The 24,095-nt window shown below is 60.7% G+C and carries 14 protein-coding genes; 8 read left to right on the top strand and 6 right to left on the bottom strand.

Features of this window, described 5'->3' with window-relative positions:
- Positions 1–5: 5 nt before the first annotated feature.
- The 3 genes from ccsB to AC1DS5_RS07800 all read right to left on the bottom strand — a co-directional run bounded on the left by ccsB (position 6) and on the right by AC1DS5_RS07800 (position 4,452).
- Positions 6–1,403 carry a c-type cytochrome biogenesis protein CcsB gene (ccsB, locus tag AC1DS5_RS07810; RefSeq protein ID WP_477717683.1) on the bottom strand — a complete coding sequence of 466 codons (1,398 nt, stop codon included), beginning with the start codon at positions 1,401–1,403 and terminating at the stop codon, positions 6–8.
- Positions 1,400–3,604 carry a cytochrome c biogenesis protein ResB gene (locus tag AC1DS5_RS07805; protein ID WP_477717682.1) on the bottom strand — a complete coding sequence of 735 codons (2,205 nt, stop codon included), beginning with the start codon at positions 3,602–3,604 and terminating at the stop codon, positions 1,400–1,402. Before AC1DS5_RS07805 ends, ccsB begins: the two co-directional genes overlap by 4 nt.
- Positions 3,605–3,780: 176 nt before the next feature.
- The gene (locus tag AC1DS5_RS07800; protein WP_477717681.1) at positions 3,781–4,452 is read right to left on the bottom strand and encodes a c-type cytochrome; all 672 of its coding nucleotides are present in this window, start codon (positions 4,450–4,452) and stop codon (positions 3,781–3,783) included.
- A gap of 191 nt (positions 4,453–4,643) precedes the next feature.
- Between AC1DS5_RS07800 and yihA the strand changes: the two genes are divergently transcribed.
- Together yihA and AC1DS5_RS07790 are read left to right on the top strand one after the other, a co-directional pair.
- A complete protein-coding gene (yihA, locus tag AC1DS5_RS07795; RefSeq protein WP_477717680.1) occupies positions 4,644–5,372 on the top strand; it encodes a ribosome biogenesis GTP-binding protein YihA/YsxC in 729 nt (242 codons plus the stop codon).
- A gap of 122 nt (positions 5,373–5,494) precedes the next feature.
- Positions 5,495–6,445 carry an alpha/beta fold hydrolase gene (locus AC1DS5_RS07790; RefSeq protein WP_477717679.1) on the top strand — a complete coding sequence of 317 codons (951 nt, stop codon included), beginning with the start codon at positions 5,495–5,497 and terminating at the stop codon, positions 6,443–6,445.
- A 116-nt stretch (positions 6,446–6,561) separates the two neighbouring features.
- On the opposite strand, the gene AC1DS5_RS07785 is transcribed toward AC1DS5_RS07790, so the two are convergent.
- Positions 6,562–7,464, bottom strand: coding sequence for a lysophospholipid acyltransferase family protein (locus AC1DS5_RS07785; RefSeq protein WP_477717678.1), 903 nt, complete (start codon positions 7,462–7,464; stop codon positions 6,562–6,564).
- A complete protein-coding gene (locus AC1DS5_RS07780; RefSeq protein WP_477717677.1) occupies positions 7,461–8,342 on the bottom strand; it encodes a lysophospholipid acyltransferase family protein in 882 nt (293 codons plus the stop codon). Before AC1DS5_RS07780 ends, AC1DS5_RS07785 begins: the two co-directional genes overlap by 4 nt.
- Before the next feature lie 167 nt (positions 8,343–8,509).
- On the opposite strand from AC1DS5_RS07780, the gene metK reads away from it, so the two are divergent.
- Together metK and AC1DS5_RS07770 are read left to right on the top strand one after the other, a co-directional pair.
- Positions 8,510–9,697 (top strand): methionine adenosyltransferase, encoded by a 1,188-nt coding sequence (metK, locus tag AC1DS5_RS07775; protein ID WP_477717676.1) that lies wholly within the window; start codon positions 8,510–8,512, stop codon positions 9,695–9,697.
- Between the two features lie 235 nt (positions 9,698–9,932).
- On the top strand, positions 9,933–11,327 hold the full coding sequence (locus tag AC1DS5_RS07770) for a sensor histidine kinase (protein WP_477717675.1): 1,395 nt from the start codon (positions 9,933–9,935) through the stop codon (positions 11,325–11,327).
- Between the two features lie 479 nt (positions 11,328–11,806).
- Here the strand turns inward: AC1DS5_RS07770 and AC1DS5_RS07765 are convergent, their stop codons facing one another.
- Positions 11,807–12,133: a helix-turn-helix domain-containing protein gene (locus AC1DS5_RS07765; protein ID WP_477717674.1), complete on the bottom strand. Its 327-nt coding sequence runs from the start codon at positions 12,131–12,133 to the stop codon at positions 11,807–11,809.
- A gap of 182 nt (positions 12,134–12,315) precedes the next feature.
- Between AC1DS5_RS07765 and AC1DS5_RS07760 the strand changes: the two genes are divergently transcribed.
- From AC1DS5_RS07760 to AC1DS5_RS07745, 4 genes are all read left to right on the top strand, one after another.
- Positions 12,316–15,432, top strand: coding sequence for a hypothetical protein (locus tag AC1DS5_RS07760; protein ID WP_477717673.1), 3,117 nt, complete (start codon positions 12,316–12,318; stop codon positions 15,430–15,432).
- Positions 15,425–19,285 (top strand): hypothetical protein, encoded by a 3,861-nt coding sequence (locus AC1DS5_RS07755; RefSeq protein ID WP_477717672.1) that lies wholly within the window; start codon positions 15,425–15,427, stop codon positions 19,283–19,285. The genes AC1DS5_RS07760 and AC1DS5_RS07755 overlap by 8 nt, the downstream gene beginning before the upstream one ends.
- Positions 19,286–19,366: 81 nt before the next feature.
- Positions 19,367–23,788 carry an AAA family ATPase gene (locus tag AC1DS5_RS07750; RefSeq protein ID WP_477717671.1) on the top strand — a complete coding sequence of 1,474 codons (4,422 nt, stop codon included), beginning with the start codon at positions 19,367–19,369 and terminating at the stop codon, positions 23,786–23,788.
- The gene (locus tag AC1DS5_RS07745; protein ID WP_477717670.1) at positions 23,785–24,084 is read left to right on the top strand and encodes an ImmA/IrrE family metallo-endopeptidase; all 300 of its coding nucleotides are present in this window, start codon (positions 23,785–23,787) and stop codon (positions 24,082–24,084) included. The genes AC1DS5_RS07750 and AC1DS5_RS07745 overlap by 4 nt, the downstream gene beginning before the upstream one ends.
- The last annotated feature ends 11 nt before the right edge of the window (positions 24,085–24,095 follow it).

Genomic DNA, 24,095 nt, shown 5'->3' with positions numbered 1-24,095 from the left:
CGCGGCTACAAGGTTCCGTAACTGTGCAGGCCCGACAGGAACATGTTGACACCCAGAAAGGCAAAGGTGGTGACCGCCAGACCGACCAGTGCCCACCAGGCGGCGACCGTTCCGCGCAGGCCTTTCATAAGCCGCATGTGCAGCCAGGCGGCGTAGTTCAGCCAGACAATCAGGGCCCAGGTTTCCTTCGGATCCCAGCTCCAGTAGCCACCCCAGGCCTCAGCGGCCCAGAGTGCCCCCAGCACGGTCGCAATCGTGAAAAAGGCAAAGCCAACAGCGATGGCCTTGTACATCACGTCGTCAAGTATTTCGAAGCTGGGCAGGCGCGCGGCAATGCGCTGGCGGCCCAGCAAGAGCCCGCCGGCAATCAATCCGGACACCAGCAGATAACCGGCCCAGTAATTACCGCCGCCTACCTCGGCGGGCGACTTGCGGAAAACAATCGGCACGAAACACAGCACGACGCCCAGCAGCCACAAGGGGGTGAGTTTGTACCAGCGGGTTTCGCCGGCCTGCTGCTTGATCAGGTAGGACAGCGACACCATGGCCGACAGCGAGAACATGCCGTAGCCGATGAAATTGGCCGGCACATGCAGCTTCATCCACCAGCTTTTGAGGGCCGGCACCAGGGGCTGGATCTCATGGGCTTCGCGCACCACGGTGTACCACAGGAGGAAGCCGACGGCGGCACTCACCACCAGCATCACGAAGGCACCCAGGGCGCGGGTGTCGTACTGCGCTTCAAAGTAAAGGTAAAACGCCGCTGTCATCCAGCAAAACAGCACAAACACCTCATACAGGTTGCTCACGGGGATGTGCCCGATGTCGGCGCCGATCAGGTAGCTTTCGTACCAGCGCACCAGCGTGCCGATCAAGGCCATGCCCACGGCCACCCAGGCGATTTTCGAGCCCAGCGATTCCAGCGTGGCGCTCTGGCCCGAGCCCTCACGCCCGGCAAACATCCCGAGCCAGTAAAAAATCGTGCTCATGAAAAAGAGCACGCTCATCCACAGGATGGCCGACTGGCTGGAGAGGAAATACTTGAGCCAGAACACCTGCTCCGCCCGTGCCAGGTCGCCCTGGTAAGACACGATGCCGAGCAGGGCAAAGCCGGTGACGGCCGCCATCAGCACCCGCAGGGGACGCCAGAACCAGCCCATGGCAATGGCGGCCGGCATGGCAGCCAGCAGGATGCCCTTTTCGTACACATCCATGAAAGCGTTGTAACGGGCAAAGGCGTACAGGCCGCCCGCCAGAACCAGCGCCGCGAACACCCAGTCCAGCGCGTTACGCCGGGCGAAATAGCCTTCATGCAGGTTGAGCGTACTGTCTTGCCCCGAACGACGCCCCGCCGTCAGCGTGGTGGTGTTGATGGCTGCTGTGTAGCTAGAGGGGGTGTTCATAAAGGCGCCTGCAACAGTTTCGTTTTCAACATCTCAAACTCCCTGTCACCATCCATGGTTTTGCGGTTGGTGGACAAGGCCATGGTGGCGTGGCTGCTGGAGCCTGATTCTGGCACTGAATGCGCCGGGCCGCCGCCCTCGCCGGAATGACCCGGATTACCCGGATTGCCACTGCCTGGCGCCAGCCAGACCCAGACACGGCGCTCCCGCACGTACAGCATCGCGAACACCCCCAGGATCAGGAAGGCACAGCCCAGGTAAACAATGTTCCTACCCGGCGCCCGGGCCACCTGGAACACGCTGGCCTGGACCTGCGTGAAGTCTTTCAGCGCAAAGGCCATGGGCGCAGGATAGTGGTGGGCATCCGACAGGCTGAGCACCATCTGGGACATGAACCCCTGCGTCTTGTCGTCCTGCGCCAGCGGCTTGAGGCCGTTTTGCGCCCGCGTCATCTGGGTCAGCTCAAACAGCACACCGTTGAGGATGCGGATCAACACCTCACCCGCGCGGTTGCGCTCGGCCTCGGGCACATTGGCTTCCATGAAGTCGGAGATAGCCTGCAGGCCGGCCGGCGTTTTGACATTGCCCGACGGCGCGCCATCAGGCCCCGCCCCCGCAAACAGGGCCAGTGCGCGCGAGGCCGACGCCGTCAGCTGCTGCGCCAATTCCGGCCGGTCAGCGCCAATGGCCTGGCTGGCATAACGCTTGACCGCCAGCTCGCGCTGCACGGGGTCGGCCAGCGCGGCGCGCACGCGCAAAAAGGTGTCCATGCCGCCTTCGGCATCCACGGGAATGCGCAGGTACTGAAATGGGTCGGCTGGCGTTTCGCGCACACCCATCAGGTACACCGCCGGACTGTCAGTGCCGTCCTCCATCTTGACGGGCAACATGTAATTGTTGAATTCACGGGCCTGGCCCGCGGCATCGCGCAGCTTGTAACTCACGCTGGGGCCGATATTGCGCAGTTCCTTGCGTGTCACCGTCTTGTTGGCCGCCCCCAGCCGCGTGTCAATGGCCTGGTGCAGGTCAACCTTGCGCACATCCGTCCCCGAACCCGCCCCCAGGGTGCTGGCCGACGCGAAGTTCTCCACGTTGATGACGCGCAGCCCGGTGTACTCGAGTGTGAGTTTGTCCGCGCCGTTGGTCAGGTTACTGGCGCCGCCGATCGTGCCCTGGATTTCAAATGCCTTGGCCGCAGGGGCCATGGGAATGGCCTTGAGCGTGACACTGGAGCCACCGTCGTCAAAACTGGACTGGTAAATCTCTATGCCCTTGTGGCGTGCCGGATGATTGACTTCCACCCGCGCCGGAATCTTTTCGCCGGTTTCCCGGTCATGAATGATGATGTCGCTGGCAAACAGCTTGGGCATGCCGGTGGAGTAGTACTCGACGATGAACTTCTTCAACTCGATCGAAAACGGCAGCTCCTGCAACAGCACTCCGCCCGGCTGGTTCAGGATGGCGGTGCCCGATTGCGTGCCTTCGGCCACCAGGAGGTTGCCCCGAAAGGTCGGGTTGCGGTCGCTCAGGCGGTGCTGGGCCGGCACGTCGGCAATCAGCCCGCCACCGGTGTAGGTGGACTTGCCGCCCAGCCACATCTGCGCGCGCACCACCATGTCGCCATCCAGCAAGCCGCCCACGCACACCAGCACGATGGCGCTGTGCGCCCCGATGTACCCGAGTTTGTTGGCGGCCCCCTTTTTGGCCGCCACCATCCAGCCGGCGTCACGGCGCTGCAGCTTGACCTTCCAGCCGCTTTGCACCAGCGTCTGGCCAATGCGCCGGGCGGCCACTTCGGGCGCCTCGGAAAGCGCGCCCTCTGCGCGATGGCCAAAAGCCTTCAGGCTTTGCTCGCGGACGTTTTCCTTCAGGTGGTTCAGGTCAGCCAGGATTTTCGGCGTGTTGCGGGCAATGCACAGGCTGGTGCTGGTGACCAGAAAAGCCAGGATCAGCAAAAACCACCAGGCACTGTAGACCGTGTTCAGGCTCACCAGGCTGAACACCTGTGCCCAGAACGGTCCAAACTGGTTCACGTAATTGCCAAGCGGCTCCTGCTGCTTGAGCACCGTGCCAATGACCGAGGCAATGCAGATGACGGTCAGTAACGAAATGGAAAACCGCATGGACGACAGCAACTCCACGGACGCCTGAAGGGAGCGGGAGCCCCAGTGGACTTTCATGCCTTGGGTGGAAACTGTCATGCGTGAAATGGGGCCGTATGCCGGTTCAAAGGGTCAACAAAAAAGAAAAAGGCGGGGCTTTCATCAGAAAGACCCGCCATGGTGTGATTGGTTTTGGAGGCTTGGGTTCAATACAGCGGACGATCTGGCGTCCTTTTCTGCGGAAAAGGGTTTACCGGCCTGGCAAACCCACCTGTTCAACGCAAGCCGGCAATGTAATCGGCCAGTGCGCGGATCTCGCGGTCATTGAGCTTGACAACGACCTGGTTCATTTGCGGGCTGTTCTTGCGGGCTCCGTCGCGGAAGGATGTCAACTGCGTGGCGGTGTATTCAGCATGCTGGCCCGACAGGCGGGGGTATTGTGACGGGATGCCGGCGCCCGTCGGGCTGTGGCAGCCGGCACACGCGGCGATCTGGCGGTCGGCCACGCCGCCGCGGTAAATGCGCTCACCGAGAGCCACCAGTTCCTTGTCTTTGGCGAAACCGGTTTTGGCTTTTTTCGAACTGACCCAGTAAGCGATGTTTTTCATGTCCTCATCGGACAGCGCCGAGGCAAAACCCTGCATGATGGCGTTTTTGCGCTTGCCGGATTTGAACTCCTGCAACTGCTTGACCAGGTATTCCGGGTGCTGCTGGGCCAGCTTGGGGTTGGCAGGTGTACCCGAATTGCCGTCGGCGCCGTGGCAGCTGGCGCACACTGCGGTAAAGCTGGCTTCGCCCTTCACCAGGTCGGGTTTGGCGACCTTGGCAGGGGCTGCCGCAGCGGGCGCCGCGGCCGCGTCGTGCGCAGGCGCCTCGCCGGCAGCAAAAGACGACACGGCAGGCATGGCCAGCAAGGCGGCCAGTAGGGAAGTAGCAAACAGCTTCATATCGGGGTGTTTTAATTGGTTGGCGCACAAAACTTCGAACTTTCTGATTTTACAATGGCTTGGAGGCGGCCCCGCTTATCCGGGTATTGCCTGCACTCCTGCCTCTGGCCACCGACCTGCTGGCTGACACCCCTTCACCGCATGCCAGTCCACGCCACCGCATGCAAACGACCTCGAGGGACTGCCCGACCATGACTTCATCCTCCCCTGCCAGCCCGCCCGTTGCCGCCCCCCCAGATTCCAAGATCGCCATGGGCTGGCTGCACACGGCCAAATTCCTGACCACGGCGCCTGAACTCAAGCACCTGCCGCGACTGGACGTGCCTGAAATCGCTTTTGTGGGGCGTTCCAACGCCGGCAAGTCGACCTGCATCAACACCCTGACGCAGCAGCACCGCCTGGCCTTTGCCTCCAAGACGCCGGGCCGCACACAAAGCATTAACCTGTTCTCGCTGGGCAAACAGGGGGTCACCGACGCGGTGCTGGCCGATTTGCCGGGCTACGGCTATGCGGCCGTACCCAAGGAAGCCAAATACCGCTGGCAGCAAGTGATGGGCAACTACCTGCAGACCCGCGACAACCTCAAGGCCGTGGTGCTGCTGTGCGACCCGCGGCTGGGGCTGACGGAGCTGGACGAAATCCTGCTCGACGTGCTTCGCCCCCGGGTCGAAGAAGGACTGAAATTCCTGGTGTTGCTGACCAAGTCGGACAAACTCAACAAGACCGAAGCGGCCAAGGCGCTGTCCATTGCGCGACTGCAGGCCGGTGGCGGAGACGTCAAACTCTTTTCTTCGCTGAAGCGCAAGGGCGTGGAAGAGGTGGCCCAGCATCTGTGGGACTGGGCCCATCCGCCAGAAAAACCGGCCAAAAAGCAAAAGGCCGAACCTGGCACCGAGGCCGCTGCAACCGACGACGCCTGAGCCGGCCCGGTTGCCATTGCCGGCCATGGTGCCGCGCCGCTGAAGCATCAAACCAAAATGACTGCAGTCCAGATCTGACGTGGACCAACAGCTATTGAAAGAGCTCTTGAAAGCGCAGCACCATGATTGAAACCAGTTTGCAGGAACTGCCGCATGGCATCACCCTGTCGTGCCGCAGCGCCGGCGCGAGAGGCCGGCCGGTGCTGATGTTCCTGCATGGCTTCCCGGAAGCCGCCTTTGTGTGGGACGGCCTGCTCACCCACTTTTCCCAACCCGGCAATGGCGGCTTTCGCTGTGTGGCACCCAACTTGCGGGGCTTTGAGCACTCGAGCGCCCCGGCCGACGTGGCCGCCTACCGCGCCAAACACCTGGTGCAGGACATTGCAGCCCTCATTGCGCTGGAGTGCGCTGAGGACCCGCGCGGCGGCCAGCTGGCCTGCCTGGTGGCCCACGACTGGGGCGGCGCGGTAGCCTGGAACCTGGCAGCGAGCCAGCCCCATTTGATGAAAAAACTGGCCATCATCAATTCACCGCATCCCGCTACCTTTCTGCGCGAACTGCAGCACTCTGCCGACCAGCAGGCGGCCAGCGCCTATATGAATTTCCTGATCCGACCGGATGCCGAGGCGCTGCTGGCGGAAGACGACTTCCGCCGCCTCTGGGAATTCTTCAGCAACATGGGCGCTGTCAACGGGCCTCACGCCTGGCTGACTGAAACAGTGCGGGCCCGGTACCGCGAGGTCTGGCGCCTGGGCCTTCGCGGCCCCTGCAATTACTACCGGGCCTCACCCCTGCGCCCGCCCCGGCCCGGCCCGCCGCACCACGACCCGGCCGCTGCGGGCGTGACCCTTCCGCGCGAGATGCTCGAAGTCCACCTTCCCACCCTGGTGCTCTGGGGCACGGGCGACGTCGCGCTGCCCCCCGCGCTGCTGGACGGCCTGGGTGACTATGTACCGCAAATGGATCTGCGCCGCATGGAAGGCGCCACGCACTGGGTCGTGCATGAGCAGCCGGAACGGGTAGCCGCTCATCTGCAGCAATTCCTGCAGGTCACCAGACCGAATTACGATTGAGTGATTGAGTAGAGCTTAAAGCGCCAGTCTCCGGTCCATATACTGGATCAAAGGCTGGATCAAAGGCTGGATCAAAGGCAACTTTCGCCTGAAAAAACGCCAAGCCGCGGCCTGGTTTAATACAGCGAAGGCGCGCCCTCGGGCCGCGTCTTGAAACGTTTGTGCACCCAGTAGTATTGCGCCGGCATGGTGGCAATGTAGTCCTGCAGGCGGGCATTCATCCGGGCGGTGTCAGCCACCGGATCATTGCTAGGATAATTTTCCCAGGTGGGCAGCACCTCGATCTCGTAGCCCCTCGCAGTGATGCGCGGCAATATGGACAAGACCTTGGCCCGGCCCAGCCTGGCAAAGCGCGGCAGCGAGGGCACGGTCGCCGTGGGAATACCGTAAAAAGGCACAAACACCGAATCTTCCGGCCCAAAATCCATGTCGGGCAGCAGGTACAGCGGTTGCCCTTCGCGCACCGCCGCCACAATGGGTTTGACGCCGTCGATCCTGCCAAACAGGCGCAAATGGCCAAAACGCTGGCGGCCGCGCAGTATCCACGCATCGACCAGCTTGTTGGACTGGTCCGTGTAAATCGTGGTCGATGTCCGCGGGACCTGCAGCTGCAGGGCCACGCCCGCCCACGCTGCATCCATGCCCACAAAATGCGGACAAAAAGCCACCGTCGGTTCATTGCCCGCCAGTTCCTGCACGGCACCTGTCAGTTGCACCCGCCGCTGGACCCAGGCCTGCGGCGCATGCCACAGCCAGCTGCGGTCCAGCCAGGCTTGCGCGAAATAGATGAAGGTCTGTTGCGCAAGCTTGCGTCGCTCGGCCTCGGAGCGTTCGGGAAAGCACAGGGACAAATTGGTCTGCACCACCCGCCGGCGCGACCCCACCAGGGCATACAGCATCCACCCCAGCACCACACCCAGCGCCCGGATCCAGGACAAGGGCAGGCAGGCCAGCACCTGCATGAAGAGGATGCCCGCGCGGGTGGCGAATTCGCTGGCTATTTGACGGGGTGTTTTCAAAGGGTGTCCTTGCGGGATGCTTCATGGCGAGGGGTCTTGTAGCGCGCATAACCCCACAAATACTGCCCAGGCTGGCTCAGCACGATGGCCTCGATCGCCTGGTTGATCAGCGTCACGGCACGCAGCATATCGGCTTCGCGAGACACATCGGTCGTGCCGCGCGCATCCAGTCCCGCCACCGGTGGCCAGATTTTCAGCCAATAACCCCGCCCGCGCGGCAACCGCTCACAACTCACGGGCAGCAGTGCGGCACCGCTTTGCAGCGCCAGCCGGGCAGCCAGTGTCATGGTGTAGGCCGGTCGGCCAAAAAAAGGCGCCCAGACACCCAGCCCTTCCGGCGGCACCTGGTCGGTCAACATCGCCACCGCGTGATTAGCCTTCAGGGTTTTGTGCATCAGGCGGATACCGCTCAGGGAGGCGGGCAGCACGGTGAGATTCGGCCGGTCGCGGGCAAGCCGCTCCAGCCGCGCCAGCCAGGGCTTGCGCGCCGGGCGGTAAATGGCCGCGATCGGGCCATACAGTTCGGCCAGCGCCTGCGGTCCCAGCTCAAAACTGCCGCAGTGGGGGCCGAAAAAGATCACCCCCTTTCCCCGCGCAAAACCCTCGGCCGCATGGGACTGGCCCTCCAAGCGGACATTGGCCAGGCAGGACTGCTCCCGGGGGCGCAGCCACAGCTTGGGCAACTCGGCCACAAAGCGCCCCGCCTCGGCAATTGCCGGCCGGGCGGTCTCAAACGGCAACCCGGCCTGCGCCACATGGGACCGGAACTGCGTCCGGTAGCGTGGACTTAAGGCCCATACCAGCCAGCCCAGCAGCCCGCCCAAGGCGTGCAGGGCGGCCAGCGGCCAGAGGGAGAAAAAATGGAATAACCAGCGCATACAAGGGGTGTTGGGGAGCAGCTTCAGGCAAAAACGCAAGGTCTTATAATGCAGGGGTCGCCGAGTTACTGAACAACTTGCAGGGCGACATTAAACCAAACTGCTAAAGCGTTCGCCGAGGCACCCCAAGCCGGCAACGCGCCGACAAACTTTATGGAGTGTACGCAATGGCGAACGATTTTCTTTTTACTTCCGAATCCGTCTCCGAAGGCCATCCCGACAAGGTCGCCGACCAGATTTCCGATGCCATCCTCGATGCCATTTTCAAGCAGGACCCGCGCAGCCGCGTGGCGGCCGAGACGCTGACCAACACCGGCCTCGTCGTGCTGGCCGGTGAAATCACCACCAATGCGCATGTCGACTACATCCAGGTCGCGCGCGACACCATCAAGCGCATCGGCTACGACAACACCGAGTACGGTATCGACTACAAGGGCTGCGCCGTGATGGTCTGCTACGACAAGCAGTCCAACGACATCGCCCAGGGCGTGGACCATGCCAGCGACGACCACCTGAACACCGGCGCCGGTGACCAGGGCCTGATGTTCGGCTACGCCTGCGACGAGACACCCGAGCTGATGCCCGCACCGATTTACTACGCCCACCGCCTGGTGGAGCGCCAGGCCCAGTTGCGCAAGGACGGGCGGCTGCCCTTCCTGCGCCCCGACGCCAAAAGCCAGGTGACCATGCGTTATGTCGACGGCAAGCCGCACAGCATCGACACCGTGGTGCTGTCGACCCAGCACAGCCCCGACCAGAGCGAGACGCAAACGAAGATGAAGGCATCGTTTACCGAAGCCATCATTGAGGAGATCATCAAGCCGGTGCTGCCCAAGGAATGGCTCAAGGAGACCAAATACCTGATCAACCCGACCGGCCGTTTCGTCATTGGCGGCCCGCAGGGCGACTGCGGCCTGACTGGCCGCAAGATCATCGTCGACACCTATGGCGGCGCCTGCCCGCACGGCGGCGGCGCCTTCTCCGGCAAAGACCCTTCAAAAGTGGACCGCTCGGCCGCCTATGCAGCCCGTTACGTCGCCAAGAATATCGTGGCGGCCGGCCTGGCGCGCCAGTGCCAGATCCAGGTGGCCTACGCGATTGGCGTGGCGCACCCGATGAACGTGACGGTGTACACCGAAGGCACCGGCGTGATCTCTGACGAGAAACTCTCGGCACTGGTCAATGAGCACTTTGACCTGCGTCCCAAAGGCATCATCCAGATGCTGGACCTGCTGCGCCCGATTTATGAAAAGACGGCGGCTTATGGCCACTTCGGCCGGGATGAGCCCGAGTTTTCCTGGGAACGTACGGATCGAGCCGCTTTGCTGCGAAACGCAGCAGGCCTGAAAGGCTGAGCCGCCGGCCGCGGCAGAGCGATAGGCCGGCGATCTCACCCTGCCAGGAGGCATCCCTTCCCACGGCGGGCCACGCTCCAGAAAGCCACCTGCGGGTGGCTTTTTTCATGTGCGCATTTTTTGTGCAGGACTACAATTTTGAGCACCCGGCCGGATTGGCCAGCCCGCCCAAACGCGCAATAGCCCGACCCGGTTGGGCGAAAGTGGCCGTTTCGAGATCATCACGAAAGTCCGCATGCGACGAATTACCAACCAGATGACGGTCAACATTGCCTGTGCGTTGATGGCCGTATTCACCCTCATTGGCATCAGTGAGTTGTCCTACCAAAAATCCGTCCACGCGATGGATGACCTGACTGAGGCGCATGTCACGCGCACCCATCTTCAACGGTTGCTGCGCGACATGCTGGATGCCGAAACAGGACAAAGAGGCTATCTCCTGACGGCGGACACCGCCTACCTGGAGCCCTACCGGACGGCGATTGCCGACCTCAGCCAGACGCAGGACTTGCTGACCAACCTGTTTGCCAACCAGCCCGAGCAGAGCGCCGCGCTGGCCGTACTGGGCCGGACCGTGCAGCGCAAACTGGCTGAAATGGACCTGTCCATCCGCATGAAAAATGAGGACAAGGAAGACGCCTGGAAGTTTGTCCTGACCTCCGACGTGGGCAAGGAACAAATGGACACCATACGTGCCAGCTCCACGCAATTGATCGAAACGAGCCTGACGCGGACCTCGCAAAGGCATGCGGACATCCGGCGGTCACTGTTGCTGTCCCGGGTGGGCATCACGCTGGTGGCCGCCGTTGGGCTGCTGGCATTCTGGCTGTATTTGCGCCAGACCGCCGTGCTGAAACTGGCCGATCAGCATCAGCAGGCCGCGCTGCAGGCCGAACGCGACTTGCTCGATGCCCAGGTTCAGGAACGCACCGAGCGCCTCGCCGAACTGGCCACGCACCTGCAACAAGTCCGTGAGGACGAGCGAGGGCATCTGGCGCGGGAACTCCATGACGAACTCGGCGCGCTGCTGACTGCCGCCAAGCTGGATGTCGCCCGTATCAAGGCCAAGTTGCCCGGCGACACGGGCGATCTGCAGACGCGGGTTCAGCACCTGGTTGAGACGCTTAACAGCGGTATCGCACTCAAGCGGCGCATTATTGAAGACCTGCGCCCCTCCTCCCTGGCCACCCTGGGCTTGCTACCCTCCCTCGAAATTCTGGCCGGCGAGTTCGGCCAGCATGCCGGCTTGGCCATCACCACCGATCTTGAGCCGGTTGACCTGGATGGGGCGACGGAATTGACGGTTTACCGGATCATCCAGGAAGCACTCACCAATATTGCCAAACACGCCGAAGCGCAGCTCGTGGAGATTGCCGTACTCAACTACAAGGACCATGTCATCGTGACCGTGCGCGACGACGGCAAGGGGTTTGATCCGCAGGCTATCGGCGCTTCCAGCTATGGCCTGCTGGGAATGCGCCACCGGGTGGAGGCTTGCGGCGGCCGTCTCACCATCGAGTCCATGGGCAGCACCACCATTCGGGCAGTGTTTCCGTCTGCCGCCCGTAAAAAGCCCGGGCAGCCCGCCCTGGCTGACGAAAGCGCTGTCACGGACAAAGGGCTGGCCTGAGCCCCAAGGGCGACCACGCCCACCGGGCAAGCAATCGCGGCAACCAGCCCCATCCCCGTGCAGGGTGATTTTCAACGGGGCGTGCGCCCAACTCCCCGGAGGGCGCCTTATCGGATCCGGGCTGGGCCATGGTCTTGCTCATACCCCGGCCATACTCACTCGCCTGACGGTTGAATAAAAATATTCAATAAAATCAATAACTTAAACGGAATTTCTTGCCAGAATGAACACCGATAGGACTGGAGAAGTTAAAAGTCAGCCCGCAACGGACCGTCATTGTCGATTTCCATTTAACTTCGTATCCATGACTCATACAGATCAACAGCTTAGGAAAAACCTATTCACCTTGCTTTGAATTATTGTTTCACTTAACTCTGAACTTTCAAGTATTTCATTCATTTAAGTCTGAATTTCCATACCCGCTCGTGAGCAGGGGTGGGTGAGAACTCCTTCGCCGAGCTCTGTTCATCGACCAGCGGTTAGCCCTTGAACTTGGTGGGCATCAGTTGTTTGAGTCTCTCCTCGAAACTCGGCTTGGCCGACACGGGCACTGGGAACAGCATGAAGAGGTACTGCGTACGCCCGAGGGCATGGAGCACTTGGACGAACGTCTCAAGGTTCGCCTTCCCATGGGACTCGAACCGTTTATAGGTTCGGAGAGGCACCTCCGCTCGAGCCGCAAGTTGCACCTGGGAAAGCCCCTCGCTCTGCCGCCATTTCCGGACCTTCATCCCCAAGTACCGGCAGGCCTCCGCGTTCGAGCAGGCCCTCAGGTACTCGTGTTCGCGGCTGGGGTCTAGGCTCATAGTGGGCCAATTTTGGCACCAAATATGCACATAACCTGTGGATAACTGCGTTTTGCCTTGCGGGGACTGGTAGCGACTCTTCTAAATCGTTACATTGATGTACGTAAATGTTAATCCGCCTCGCGGACCTCGGTCTGGTCTGTTGGGTGAAGTGGCCTACCTGCCATTGAAAGGAGCTGACCATGACGACATCCCGCATCAGGGGTGGTTCGCGCATATCTGCGCGCGACCGTGCCCCGTCCGTCCACCTGTCCAAGCTGGCGGAACTTCTCTCCAAGTCAATTCCCTCATCCGCCGGCGCCGGCGTCGACGCGCTGAAGCTCGTGTCCCTCGACGGCCATCGAGTGCGGGTCAACACGCGCGGCGTAGTTGCAAGGCTGCTCGCGCATCCGGAATTTCTCACCGCCTTCGCCCCCGGTGAAGAGACCGGCTTCCTGCGCGACGCGGACCCGCCACCGTACGGGACCAGTGCGAAGCTGGGTGGGCGGCTCCTGCATGGCACTGATTCCGCGAATGCGAAAGCGTTGAATGCCGTCCGGGATGCCATCGTGAAGGAGCTGGACGCTGACCTTTCCGGACTCGATTTCGCCTCGCTTTCCAAGAACACCCTGGCCGGCGCGTTGAAGGCGATGGCCGAGTCGGTGAACGCCCCAACGCCTCAAACCCCCGATAACGCACTCATGGTACCGGTCCAGTTCGCTGAGGCGGGCCGACCGCTTGCAGAGCGCGAGAAGGACATCGGCCGGGTTCTTTCCGGAATCGAGACGGTGGATGGGCGAGATTGGCTGCAGTTGATGCTCGCCGGCGTCACCCGCAAGCTCCAGGCCGACAACGAAGACGCCGACGACATCGAAGCCATCGTCGACGCCATCCGGCGCCAGAGCAAGCGCCCCGGCTCCCAGGTACGCCAATTCCTCGACTTCCTCGAAGACGAGGCGATGGCCCGCGTTCGCATGCAAGTCTGCATGCGCATCATGGAGGCCGTAGCCGCGCAGAGCCCCAAGGCCGGCTTCAAGAGCTACGTGCAGCGTGTGCGCGAAGCCTTCGAGGCGTTCGCGGGCCGTGAAGGCGAGGCGCTGCCCCTGGACGTCAGCTCGGTGTACGGCGTCATGAACAACACCGACCTTGCCGAGCAGCTGCGCAAAGCGATGTTCTACTACTGCCTGCCCGTGTGGTGCGAAGGGTCTGTGCAGCTGTTTGAGCGCCGCATCGACCCAGAGCAAAACCAGCCGACCGTCCGCGAGGTGTCCTATCGCTTCCGTGTGAACGGCGTCAAGCCGGATACCGGGCGCTCCGCGTTCGAATCCCGACTGAGCCGTCTTGAAGACCGCCTGCTGTCCGCTCCCGGTCCTGGCGACAACGTGAAGCGTCAGATTGCGGAGCTGGTCTTCCTGTACCTGGTGTTGCCGCCGACCATCAATGAAGCCACGAGTGGTGACGTGCAGTCCCGCGCCGCGTCCATCGCACTGGCCTTGAAAGTGGACCCCGTGCGTGAGCTCAAACGAATTCACCACAGTCTTACCTTGCGAGTTCCCGTCATGGAGGATATCGCCGAGGAGATGGTGCGATTGCTGAAGACGAAGTCGACCTCCTTCGTTACGACCGCGAACCGTTTTGCCGACAAGCTCCTCATCTCCGTGCAGAAGGACATCTTCGAATGGGAGGTGGTCCGCGGATTGACCTCCGACAAGGAGGATGTACTTGTGAAGTCCGAAAAGGGACCGGACACCATCGCGTGGTTCAGCCGCATCCGGGTGAGCGAAGACCCGTGGCCCTCCAGCGTGGCGTCCGTGTGGGTCGAAACCAACCTGCAGGAGCGCTCGCTGACCACCGCCGGCGAATCGCACGAAGTGACGATGGGAAAGAGCCTGGATTCGCCGGTCCTGCCCGTGCGCCTCGTGCCCTACGCTTGGCGCGAACAGGCATGGGTGCCTGCGATTCCCAAGCTGACGGTTCTCGATGCCGGCCACGGCATCGATGTCGAATACGACCTCCGCCCGCTCACGCTGACCAAAAAGAAGGATGACGAAAAGGCGCGTGCCGAGCAACTGCGTACGGCCATCGTGGCCGCCATGGGCATCCTCGTGTACGTGGTCCTCTTCGAGCTGATTCAACGCGCCAAGTCTGCCCGCCCTGAGCTGACGATGACGCTCGTGCGTCTGCAGCAGGCCGGCAAGCTGAAAGACCGTGAGTCTGACGCACAGGACGGGAACACTGCAATATACGCACTCAGCCAGGCGCTGGAGAAGGCGCTTTCCCGGGAACTCCCGGTCAAGCTGCAGGGCCTGACCACCGAGGACGACGCGCGGGGTACCCTGAAGTGGAAGAACCGGGGTGCGCTCGCGGCGCTTCTGGGGGGCCAAACTGTCCGCTTCGCTCAAGAGGGCGGGCTGGACAAGGTGGCGGTGGTTAGCTACGTGACCCGTCCCTGTGATGTGCACCCGACGTACCCGGAGGCAGAGGGGTATCTGTTCATCAGCCGCTCCTACGTCGCGGACAGCAAAGGCGGCCAGACGACCCTCAGGGTCGACCAGATGCTTTCTCGCCTGGTCGACAGCAGAAAGGAGTTCGGGACTCCGCACCTCATCCTCGAAGAGATTGCCCGCCTGCGGAAGGCAGGGTACAAGCACATCCTGATGCTGTCGCATCACTTCGGAAACCGGCACATCGGCCGCGCTGCAGAACGGCACTCGCCGCACGCGACACTCCAGTTCCTGGACGAGGCCGCGAGTCGCTTCTCCGACGTGTTCCTCTACCCGCTGCGGCGCGACGTGTTCCCGGCGACCCGCCTTCGCAAGCGCGACAGCCAGGAAAGCGCCTTCGAGGTGGTCCGCTACGACGCCCACCAGAAAATGTACCAGGAGGGTGCAGCCGAAGTCCTGCGCAGTCTGCTCCCGGTCTACACGTTCGCCACGCTCCACGTCGTTGGCGACGAGGGTCGCCCACAGTCGGGCTTCTGTACCTATTTCTTCGACGCCGAGCATCGTCTGAGCGACTTCACTTTGCGCGAAACGACCCGGGCTAACATCCTGGGCACAGGAGAGGCGGAAGAAAAGCGCCGCTCCCTCATCAGTGTCCTGCGCGCCATCCATTTCATGGAGAGCGAGAAGCCTTCCGACAAGAACAGGCTTCTGCCCGTGCTCGACCCCTTCGGCTGGGCTACGCCGACGAGTACCGCCGCTGCCGGCGAGCTTGAGGTGGTTTCCCGCCGTGGCAACCGGACTATCCTGCTGTCGCTGCCGGCCATCCTCGCTCACGTCACCCGAGTACTTCACAAGGAAAAGGTTGGCGATGAGTGAGTTGCCTTTCCAGAAACAGGCGGAGCTCTGGGGGCACGCCTACGAAGTTCTCGTCAAGCGCGGCGTCCTCGCATGCCTGGTTGAGCACAAGCTGCTCGACTCTGAGCATCCCCAACTGATGCCGTGGAAGGAGTACCAGCTGCTGGATGTGTCCAAGGCTCTGAACCGGCGCCTGGAAATCATCGACGAAGCGCTGCGTGACCGCGTCAAGGCCGCGGTGGAGCATATGGCGCTAACCGCATACGGTGTCGGATACACCGCCATACGCGAGTACCTCAAGAACTTGCCGAAGGCCGCACATATGAAGCTGAAGCTGCGCGCCCTTTGGTGCCCGTTGATGCTGCCGGGCGACAAGCAGGAACTCGAGGACCGGCTGCGCCGGGACCGGGAAGCCTTCCACGCGGAGTTCGCCCTGCACGGCGTGCTAGACCCCCAGCTCTCCGGAAAGGGCCAGCCGGCCAACGCCGATTTCGTTCTCTGGCTGTCAGGCGAGTTCCGCGAGGATTACCTGCTGGTGCAGGAGTACTCGTACGACATGCCGCGCGTGGTCGCCGACTTCACGGACCAGCAAGCCCATCTTGAGGAGCTGACGCGACACCGCCGACTCATCGACACGCGCGGGGTCTTTGCGCGCGTCACAGCAGAAGTGGACGGCGAGTCCTTCGAGCTGTCCGACGATATCAAGCATCACCTTAGCGCGCTGACCAGTGGCAACAAGCCGTTCTACAAGCTGTGCCAAGGCTGCTCCTATGCCGCTAACACGGCTACCTGGCTGCGCCGGGATGGCGTCCTGTCCAAGCCATGCAACGTACGGGCGCTCGCCATCACACCGAACGGCTTGGAAAGCATTTCGGCGCGGTTCCTGGAGGCAAATCCGGACGACCCGCGCCGCCAGCTGATGGAGCAAATGGGGAAGGCCTACCGCCAAGCCCGAAAGCTAGAAGACGGCGACGAGGATGGCCTGCTCCTCCAGGTGAAAAGCGTGTTCCAGAACATGTTGAGACGGTTGCCGAAGACCCTGAAAGACGAACTTGGCGACCTGACGCGCATTCCAGAACCGGGGGAAGACTATCTCTTCGAGTTTAAGGAGGACATGGGCCAGTTCGCAAACCCAGCCGACCTCTACGACGTGCCGGCCGCGCTGGCACTGGTTCCGGAAACGCCGGGCCTGACGGCGTTCTTCGGCCAGTCCGCTGCTGCGGCAATGGAGCCGCTTCTCAAAGCGCGCGCCAAGGCCGGCAAGGTCTCGCTGCGAGACGTCCACGCCGCCTCCATCGTTGCCGCCATGGGTCGGGCTACCCCCGGCCAGGTAAACGTCATCGCCCTGGAAGGCAATCCGGGCATCGGCAAGACCACGGCCGTCAGGGAGCACCTCGAACAGAAGCCTGAGGGGTACCTTTTCCTTTACGTTAGCCCTCGAGTAGTCATCAACCGCGACGTGACTCACACCATGGCGCGTAAGGACGGCGAGCCGTCCGGAATACTTACTATCACCACCAACGCGGCGCTGATTTCTTCGGCGCCCCGGTGGCACCTCAGCGAGGTGAAGGCCGGCCGCGCTATCCGCAAACAGGTGGACGGTGCGGTTGTGGTCGACGGCCTTCGGACGTTGGTGAAGCCAAACGGTGCGATTCTTGTTATCAGCCCTGAGGAGGAGCAGGAAATCGAGGCGGCGCACGCCGGCTCCCGCATTGGTAAGACGACAATTTCTGAAAACGAGGACATCGTCAACGAGCGCTCCATGGCGGGGGTGCTCTCAAGCATGTCCACGACCACCCGGGACTTGCTGGCGTTAAACCCTGATGTGAACCGGGTCGTGATGACAGCGGCGCTCCAAGGATTCCGGGAGAAGGCCGGCGGCAAGACCACGATGGACGCTCTCTCGAGTCTGTTCAAGAGCAAGGCCAGCGACCCGGCCGGCATACGTGAGCGTCGCATCTTCTCCGAGCGCATTCCCAACATCGTAGTGATGGTCGACGAGCTAGCCGGCGACGGCGCGGGCTCGCCGTTCGTGCACGCTGTCGCTTCGTGGCTCCACAACGAGTTCATCGGCTGCTTCGAGGGCGGGCCAAGCCCCTTCACGGTCACCCTAGTCATCAGCGACGCGTCGCTGGCCAACGAAGTAGTTCTGTCCCGCTACTTGGCCGCCGGGCAGCGCACGCCCGACAAAGTGCTCGTCTCTAAGTCCCATGGCCAAAAGGCCTTCGACCTGGCTGTCTCCCAACTGCCGGTTGGCACTGGAGGTCCGAAGACAACTCTGCACGTGATGACAAACAGCTTCCCTGCCAGTGAGCTCACCGTAGAGTACAAGGTCCGGCTCACGTCGGTGGCCCCTGAAGTGCGCAGCACTGGCGAGATGGAGACGGCGCGGCAGGCAGTGCGTCGCGTGGCGGGGGAAGCGGTGTTGCACGGTGCCAAAGAAGAAGTTCTGAAGGCGCTGCGAACCGGTTCGGCCCAAGTCATCTACTTCGCCCAGGACAAGAACTTCCTGAGCGACCTGGCCGAAGCGCTTGCGGCGGAGGAGGACCTCGGACGCGGCAATGTGGCCGTCTTGGACTCATCGGTTCCTGGCCACCGACGTAAGCAGCTGGTGGGGGCGCCTCTTCGCGACAAGATGAAAGTCTTCTTGATGACCTCTTCTGGGGCTCGCGGGGTTTCCTTCCCCAAGACTGACTGCATCATCGCCGCGGTTCCTCGCTTCAACGTTGAGGCCGCCCTCATGGAAATCGCGCAGCTGATTTATCGCGGCCGGGGCAACTACCAGGACGAAGACGGGAACTGGGTGTCCGGTGACACCGTGCCCCGCCGATTGGTGATGATGGTGGACGACTACATGGTCGAGTCCGAGGAGGAGCGTGACCCGCGGCAGTGGCTGCGCCAGTCCATCGACCTGATGACGCTGCTGGTCATGCTACGCGCGACCATCTTCACCCGCATCACGGGCGACGCCGGTTTGAAGCAATCCTTGGCTCTGGTGCCGGTGGGCGGAGTTGGCTTGGAGGAGCTGGTTAGCCTCATGTCGCAAAACGTGACCCAGTTCGTCAAGGAGGCTGAGGTGGCTTGGCGACGTATCAAGGACGACGAGAAGGTCCGCCTGGTCAAGAACGCCCAAGCCAACATCATCGAGCTGTTCTCCCACACCAAACTGCAGGCCGTCATGTCCCGGGCTGAAGACCGGCGCACTATGGTCCGCTACGAGGACGCCAAAGAGCTTTGCGAACTCGCTTCAGGCCCGCTGCGGCCGCTGCTGGTCCACTCCGCCAAGGGTACCTCGATACCAGAGCATGTCTTCGTGTCGGGCCCGGCTTTTCTGGAGAACTGGGGCGACTTCGACAAGATGGAGGTGTTTAGCTTCGAGGGCCACACCACTGAGGTGACGCAGACGAGCCGGCGAGTCATCGCGCAGCTGCTTGACATCGATGAGGACCGTGCGCTGCCTCAGAGCCTGCGGCAACCTGCTGCAAACCTGCTCCGTATCCTGCAGCGAGAAAAGAAGGACGCGGCAAACGAGTTCAACACGCTGAAGAACCTGAAGTCGCCGAACACCTGGATTGCGGTGCCTTCGGGGTACATCCAGTTCATGGCGCGCGATCGGCGACTGGAGGGCAAGCCGTTCGAGGTGGAGGACCCCGACACCTGGCGGGACTCCCTAGCGCAGAGCCTCTCAGCCACCAGCGCCGTGATGCCGCCCATCCCGCGATATGCGGAGTACCCATGGGCTGCCTCTGTTGGCAATGCGAATCCGTTGAAAATGGACACCGTGTTCGACGACCGGTACTTCATGGCGTCAAACGAACTGAACCTCTTGAATATCCTGTTGCTCGCCTCCGACCCGGAGTCCTCCAATGAATAATGCTGCTGAAATCAACTGTTAGTACTTGGTACGCACTCCGGCAACGGCGTTCATCTTAATCCCCGAACCTGAAACAAACAGATGTCAATTCTTGCTGTGGTAATTGAAGGCGCGATTGGCTGGGCCGTAGGCCGTATTGGGGACACGGGCGGCAAATGGCTAAAGGACCGGCTTGGCGACAAAGCGTCAATGAACGAGCTGTCTGACATCATCGCTCGTGCAATCGACAAGGCGGTGGAGAGCGAAACATCCTTGGCCGAGGACTTTCGCTCCGAAATTTTCTTGCAAAACATCCTCGCGCCGATGATCCTGAGTTTCATGCTCGAGCCTACCCTTACGCTTGACGAGAACGACATATCAGAAAAATTCATCGCCAAATTCGTCACACCCTTCGGGCGCCGGCGAAAGACCGATGATGTCCTGCGGAAGCTTTTCTCAATTCAGAAAAGCGATCTTGATCGCACCTTCCGCATATTCCTGTCTGCACTCCGCGCAGAGTTCTATGCGTCCAAGTACTGGAAAGAAGAGATACGGGACAAGGCGGTCGAGGACATCCGAAGCACAGTATTTCGCCTTGAAAGACACCTCATACCCCTCCAAGACGACGGGACCGTCGATCTGAACATCGCTCGACGCGACGCCGAGGTCGGATCAGCTTCGTTGCGCGCATGGACAAAAGACATCGGCGGACAGCAGATAGAGCGACCAGAGCTTCAAATCATCCTTCAGCGCATTCGTGAGAAGCCATTTGGCGCCACCTTGGTCATTGGAGAGGCAGGCGCCGGGAAATCAGCACTCTTTGCCGAGCTGGTATCGCGTCTGGAGGAGCAAGGCATGGTGGTTTTTGCCATCAAAGCAGATCTGCTCCCAGCCGAGGTCAGGACGCTGGCAGATATCTCAACCGCCCTTGGCCTCAAAGGTCAGTTGCTTCCCGAGATAGAGGCGCTGTCCCGTGATGCGCCCGTGGTGGTTCTGATTGACCAGTTGGACGCAGTGAGCGAAGTAATGGACCGGTCTTCCGAACGCATGCGACTGTTGCTGCAGCTCGCCAGTCATTTTCAGAAAGAAAAGCGAAGCATCAGCGCCGCACCTCCCGTTCATATTCTGGTGTCGTCACGAAAATTTGAAGCCGACTACGACGCACGCTTTCAATCGTTGGAAGCTGAGACAGTTCAGCTGTCGCTACCCAGCCACGAACAGTTAGAAAAATTTCTGAACCGCCTAGGCATCGCTCTATCCGACGTCCCAGCGGCTCTTCATGAAACACTCCGCCGCCCTTTCGCGTTGCGTCTGTTCTATGACATACAGAGACGAGGAGTCCCCGTCAAAGAACTTATCGCCTCTGAGCTTCTCAGTACATGGTTGGTATCTGCCGATCTGGGCGATGCCGAATCCAGAAAGCAGGCGCTTGCCTTCCTCGAGGAACTAGCAGCGGACATGACGGATACCGAGACCTTGTGGAGACCCGCCGACCATTACGAAATCAGGAACCCAACGGCCGTGAGGATGACCATGGCGTGCGGCATCATCTCAAGGCTGAATGGTCAGCTCGGATTCAGTCATCAAGCATGGCTCGATGACTTTCAGGCGAAAAGTTTCTCCACGGCTCAAGCGCTCAGCGAGTTCGCGTGGGAGCGGCAGGAAGGTCTGTTCGCTCGAGCGACCATATTGCGCTCGCTCCAGCGCCTCAGGGTTTTCGATGGCCGCGCCTACGCCGGTGCTATCGACTCACTGTTAGGAGAACCCAAGACAAGGCGGCACCTGCGGCATCTCATCGTCGATTTGGTCTCCGGTCAAAAGGAACCCCAGGAGAGAGAACAAGCCTGGGTCAAGCGATTGATGGCCACGGATCTGGCATTGGCTCAAAGGGCGCTAGCTCGGACGACCAACCAGTGGGAGCACTGGCGAGGTGCCCTGCGCCCGCTCACAAAACAGATACTAGGCGACAAGAAGCTGAGGTGGCATGCCGTTCAACTGCTGGTGGCCGAAACGAGATTTGACCCCGAATTTGTCAACGAGTTGATCCGGAATTGCTGGGGCACAGAAGACAGGGACATCGACGCTTTTGAGGTCCTCTCCAGGTCGGCCCAATGGTCCGCAGACAGTATTGCCCGCGTCCAGACGGTGTTTGAACGGCAAAAGCTCAACAATTTTGCGGTCGTGGACTATGCCAAGCATCTGGGCGACCATCGCGCCGCAGAATTGTTCGAGATATATCTGAACAAGCTCGACTATAAAAACGAGGACCAACTGCAGTTTCACGGACTGAGCGAACTCGTTGAGAAAAATTCCTCCGCTTTCGCCAATGTGCTTCTCGTGTGGTTTGTTCAACTAGCTAGTCGAGAACACGATGGCGCCATAGGGATGAGAAACAACTACCCAAAGTCTCGAAGCCTCCCCTATTTTTGGAATGAAGAGCGCTTTGGGGAGGGTATCTTCTCGACAGTCGCTATGAGTTTGGCTAGATATGCTCAAAGCAGTCCCCATGAGCTGCTGCAGGTGGTGAGCGCATTCTTCAGCGTTGACATCGACGAGGTTCAATCCGTCATCGCCGATGCACTGGGGGCGAACGGTGCAACCCTGGCCGGCCCGGCCGCCGATTTTCTCCTCGCAGATGATCGCCGACTCAATCTGGGCATGGTGTACGCCAACGACACTGACAATGTCGGACATCTGGTGCAAGGTTGGTCCTCGCAGCAGTTGTTAAGCGCCATCGTGCCTCACCTTGACACGAAAAGACTAGAACAAATCAGGGACCGCATCGAAGCCTGGGATCCCTATAAAGATGAGGCGAGTGTCGATGACGATGCCAGGACCAAGTTCTTGCGACTGGCATGGGCCGAGAGCAACCGACTTCCGCTTTTGGAAAAAATACCTCGGCATCTGCTAACGCCTCGCCGATTCCGCCAAATCACGGAATGGCGGACAACACAGCCAGTGTTGAAAGCTGGCGGCGCTAGGGTGATGGCATCATTCGTCACCTCCCCAATGTCGGCCGATCAAATGTCCAAAGCGACAGATGACGAACTCTTTCGCATGCTCGATGAGCAGTCCGGTCCAGAAAATCGATGGCCTCATGGCCGTCGCGGCTTCCGTGAGGGCGGGCCCATCGAGATCGCGCGGGCTTTCGCGGAATTCGGGAAACAACATCCTGACCGGGCGCTACGCATTGCAGAGACAAGATTTCATGCTTCTCGTCACGAGCATTCTGCAGGGGAATTGGTTCGCGTATTGGCCGAAAATCAATATCCCGATCTAACACGATTGCTCGTGTTAATCCGAAGTCTCAGCGCGAACGGACTCACAGGACAGGAATGGAGAAGAGATGCTGCCTGGGCGCTGCAGTCACTGGCGAACCATCACCAGGGGCTTCCTGATGAAGATATCCAAACCCTCGAATCCTGGATAGTTGACGATATCGTCACGGCGCGCGAGAGGATAGCCCGGCGACTGGAACTAGCAGAAATGAACCGATCGAGAAACAACAATCAGCGTTCTCAGCCCGCAGCGTTAGTCTTTGGCCGGCATCGTGATGGCATGCGGTTCTTGCCTCAAGACAATTTCACCCTGCTTTCAGCCATGGCGGCAGGCTGGCTGAGACGTCCAACTCCTGATCGGAATGCATGGCTTTGCGCGCTTGAACGGCACGTCCAACGCTCGGAGGATCCCGCCATCTGGGGGGCAATTCTGGTCATACACGGTCGTTCGCTATATGGGGCCGATCGACCACGCGTTGTTCAACTCCTGCAGGATATTTGGGGAATATTTCCAGATGCTCTTGGTGAACAGGGCATTGCCGATTTTCTTTGGGACTTCCGGGAAGTGATTTCCGTCCCGATGTGGAAAGCCGTACTCAGTCAATGGCTTGCCAGTGACGCACCGAAGAGTCGCCAAGCCGCAGGGGAACTGACCGCAGCAGAGTTTTTGGTATCCGAACGAAAGGAAGTTTCGGAAGCGTTGACAAGCATTTTGACGGGACCGACAAGCCCTGAACGTCTGGGTGTGATCTATGCGGCATCCGCAGCTTGGGGCGAGGGGCGTGGCGAAATGCGCGACAGGGGCTATGAGCTTTGGAGCCAGCTCGCGGAACAAGCCTCGGGCGATGAGGCGCAAGCGGCCGCCGCGATCATCCACACGCATGAAACCTTGATACCTGACGATCTCACCCAGAAAATGCTGCTCATGGCGAGTGAGAATCCGCACATTCTGCGTGCATGTCTGGGAAGAGACTTCGCAGAACAGTTGCAGAGATTGTTGCTGAATCCGGGTTTTGAAGAGCTTGTACTAACACTGTCCAAGCGCTGTGCCGATTTGAAGAGCGAGGACTCAGATCTATCCATTCGATGGCCACAAGGAGATAGTTTCGTCTCGATCGCGATCGCACTGCAAAGGGCTTCCGGATCGCTAAGAACTCGAGCCATGGATCTTTATGAGCAATTGCTGGACGGCTCTGCCTATGGTGCCGAAGAGGCCGCGGAAGCCTCCTTGATACGCGTCGCATGATGGCTCAGCAAAGCGACCTCGCGCATGAACTGGCCCACATCATTCTTGGGCACTCGCCCAGTGAGCTGACCAAAGAATCTGGCGGAAGGCACTACAACAAGGAGCTGGAAGACGAGGCGGCCTGTTTGTCTGGTGTACTACTGCTGCCAAGAGCAGCAGCAATATCGGTCGTGGCTAGCGGAAAATCGGTCGAGCAAGCGGCCAGAGAATTCAACATCAGTGTGAAGATGATGGCCATGCGGCTGAACCAGAGTGGCGCGAAAACGATCATGTCCAGAAGTAGTTCCTGGCAGTAGATCATTCGCTA

This window comes from Polaromonas sp. P4_H1 (assembly GCF_056400945.1).
The sequence above is the reverse complement of the archived record's forward strand: the minus strand, read 5'-3'. Positions and strand labels throughout refer to the sequence as shown.

Excerpts from the sequence above, each read along its gene's own strand:
- ccsB (WP_477717683.1), bottom strand. The coding sequence starts at position 1,403 with ATGAACACCCCCTCTAGCTACACAGCAGCCATCAACACCACCACGCTG.
- AC1DS5_RS07805 (WP_477717682.1), bottom strand. The coding sequence starts at position 3,604 with ATGACAGTTTCCACCCAAGGCATGAAAGTCCACTGGGGCTCCCGCTCC.
- AC1DS5_RS07800 (WP_477717681.1), bottom strand. The coding sequence starts at position 4,452 with ATGAAGCTGTTTGCTACTTCCCTACTGGCCGCCTTGCTGGCCATGCCT.
- yihA (WP_477717680.1), top strand. The coding sequence starts at position 4,644 with ATGACTTCATCCTCCCCTGCCAGCCCGCCCGTTGCCGCCCCCCCAGAT.
- AC1DS5_RS07790 (WP_477717679.1), top strand. The coding sequence starts at position 5,495 with ATGATTGAAACCAGTTTGCAGGAACTGCCGCATGGCATCACCCTGTCG.
- AC1DS5_RS07780 (WP_477717677.1), bottom strand. The coding sequence starts at position 8,342 with ATGCGCTGGTTATTCCATTTTTTCTCCCTCTGGCCGCTGGCCGCCCTG.
- metK (WP_477717676.1), top strand. The coding sequence starts at position 8,510 with ATGGCGAACGATTTTCTTTTTACTTCCGAATCCGTCTCCGAAGGCCAT.
- AC1DS5_RS07770 (WP_477717675.1), top strand. The coding sequence starts at position 9,933 with ATGCGACGAATTACCAACCAGATGACGGTCAACATTGCCTGTGCGTTG.
- AC1DS5_RS07765 (WP_477717674.1), bottom strand. The coding sequence starts at position 12,133 with ATGAGCCTAGACCCCAGCCGCGAACACGAGTACCTGAGGGCCTGCTCG.
- AC1DS5_RS07760 (WP_477717673.1), top strand. The coding sequence starts at position 12,316 with ATGACGACATCCCGCATCAGGGGTGGTTCGCGCATATCTGCGCGCGAC.
- AC1DS5_RS07755 (WP_477717672.1), top strand. The coding sequence starts at position 15,425 with ATGAGTGAGTTGCCTTTCCAGAAACAGGCGGAGCTCTGGGGGCACGCC.
- AC1DS5_RS07750 (WP_477717671.1), top strand. The coding sequence starts at position 19,367 with ATGTCAATTCTTGCTGTGGTAATTGAAGGCGCGATTGGCTGGGCCGTA.
- AC1DS5_RS07745 (WP_477717670.1), top strand. The coding sequence starts at position 23,785 with ATGATGGCTCAGCAAAGCGACCTCGCGCATGAACTGGCCCACATCATT.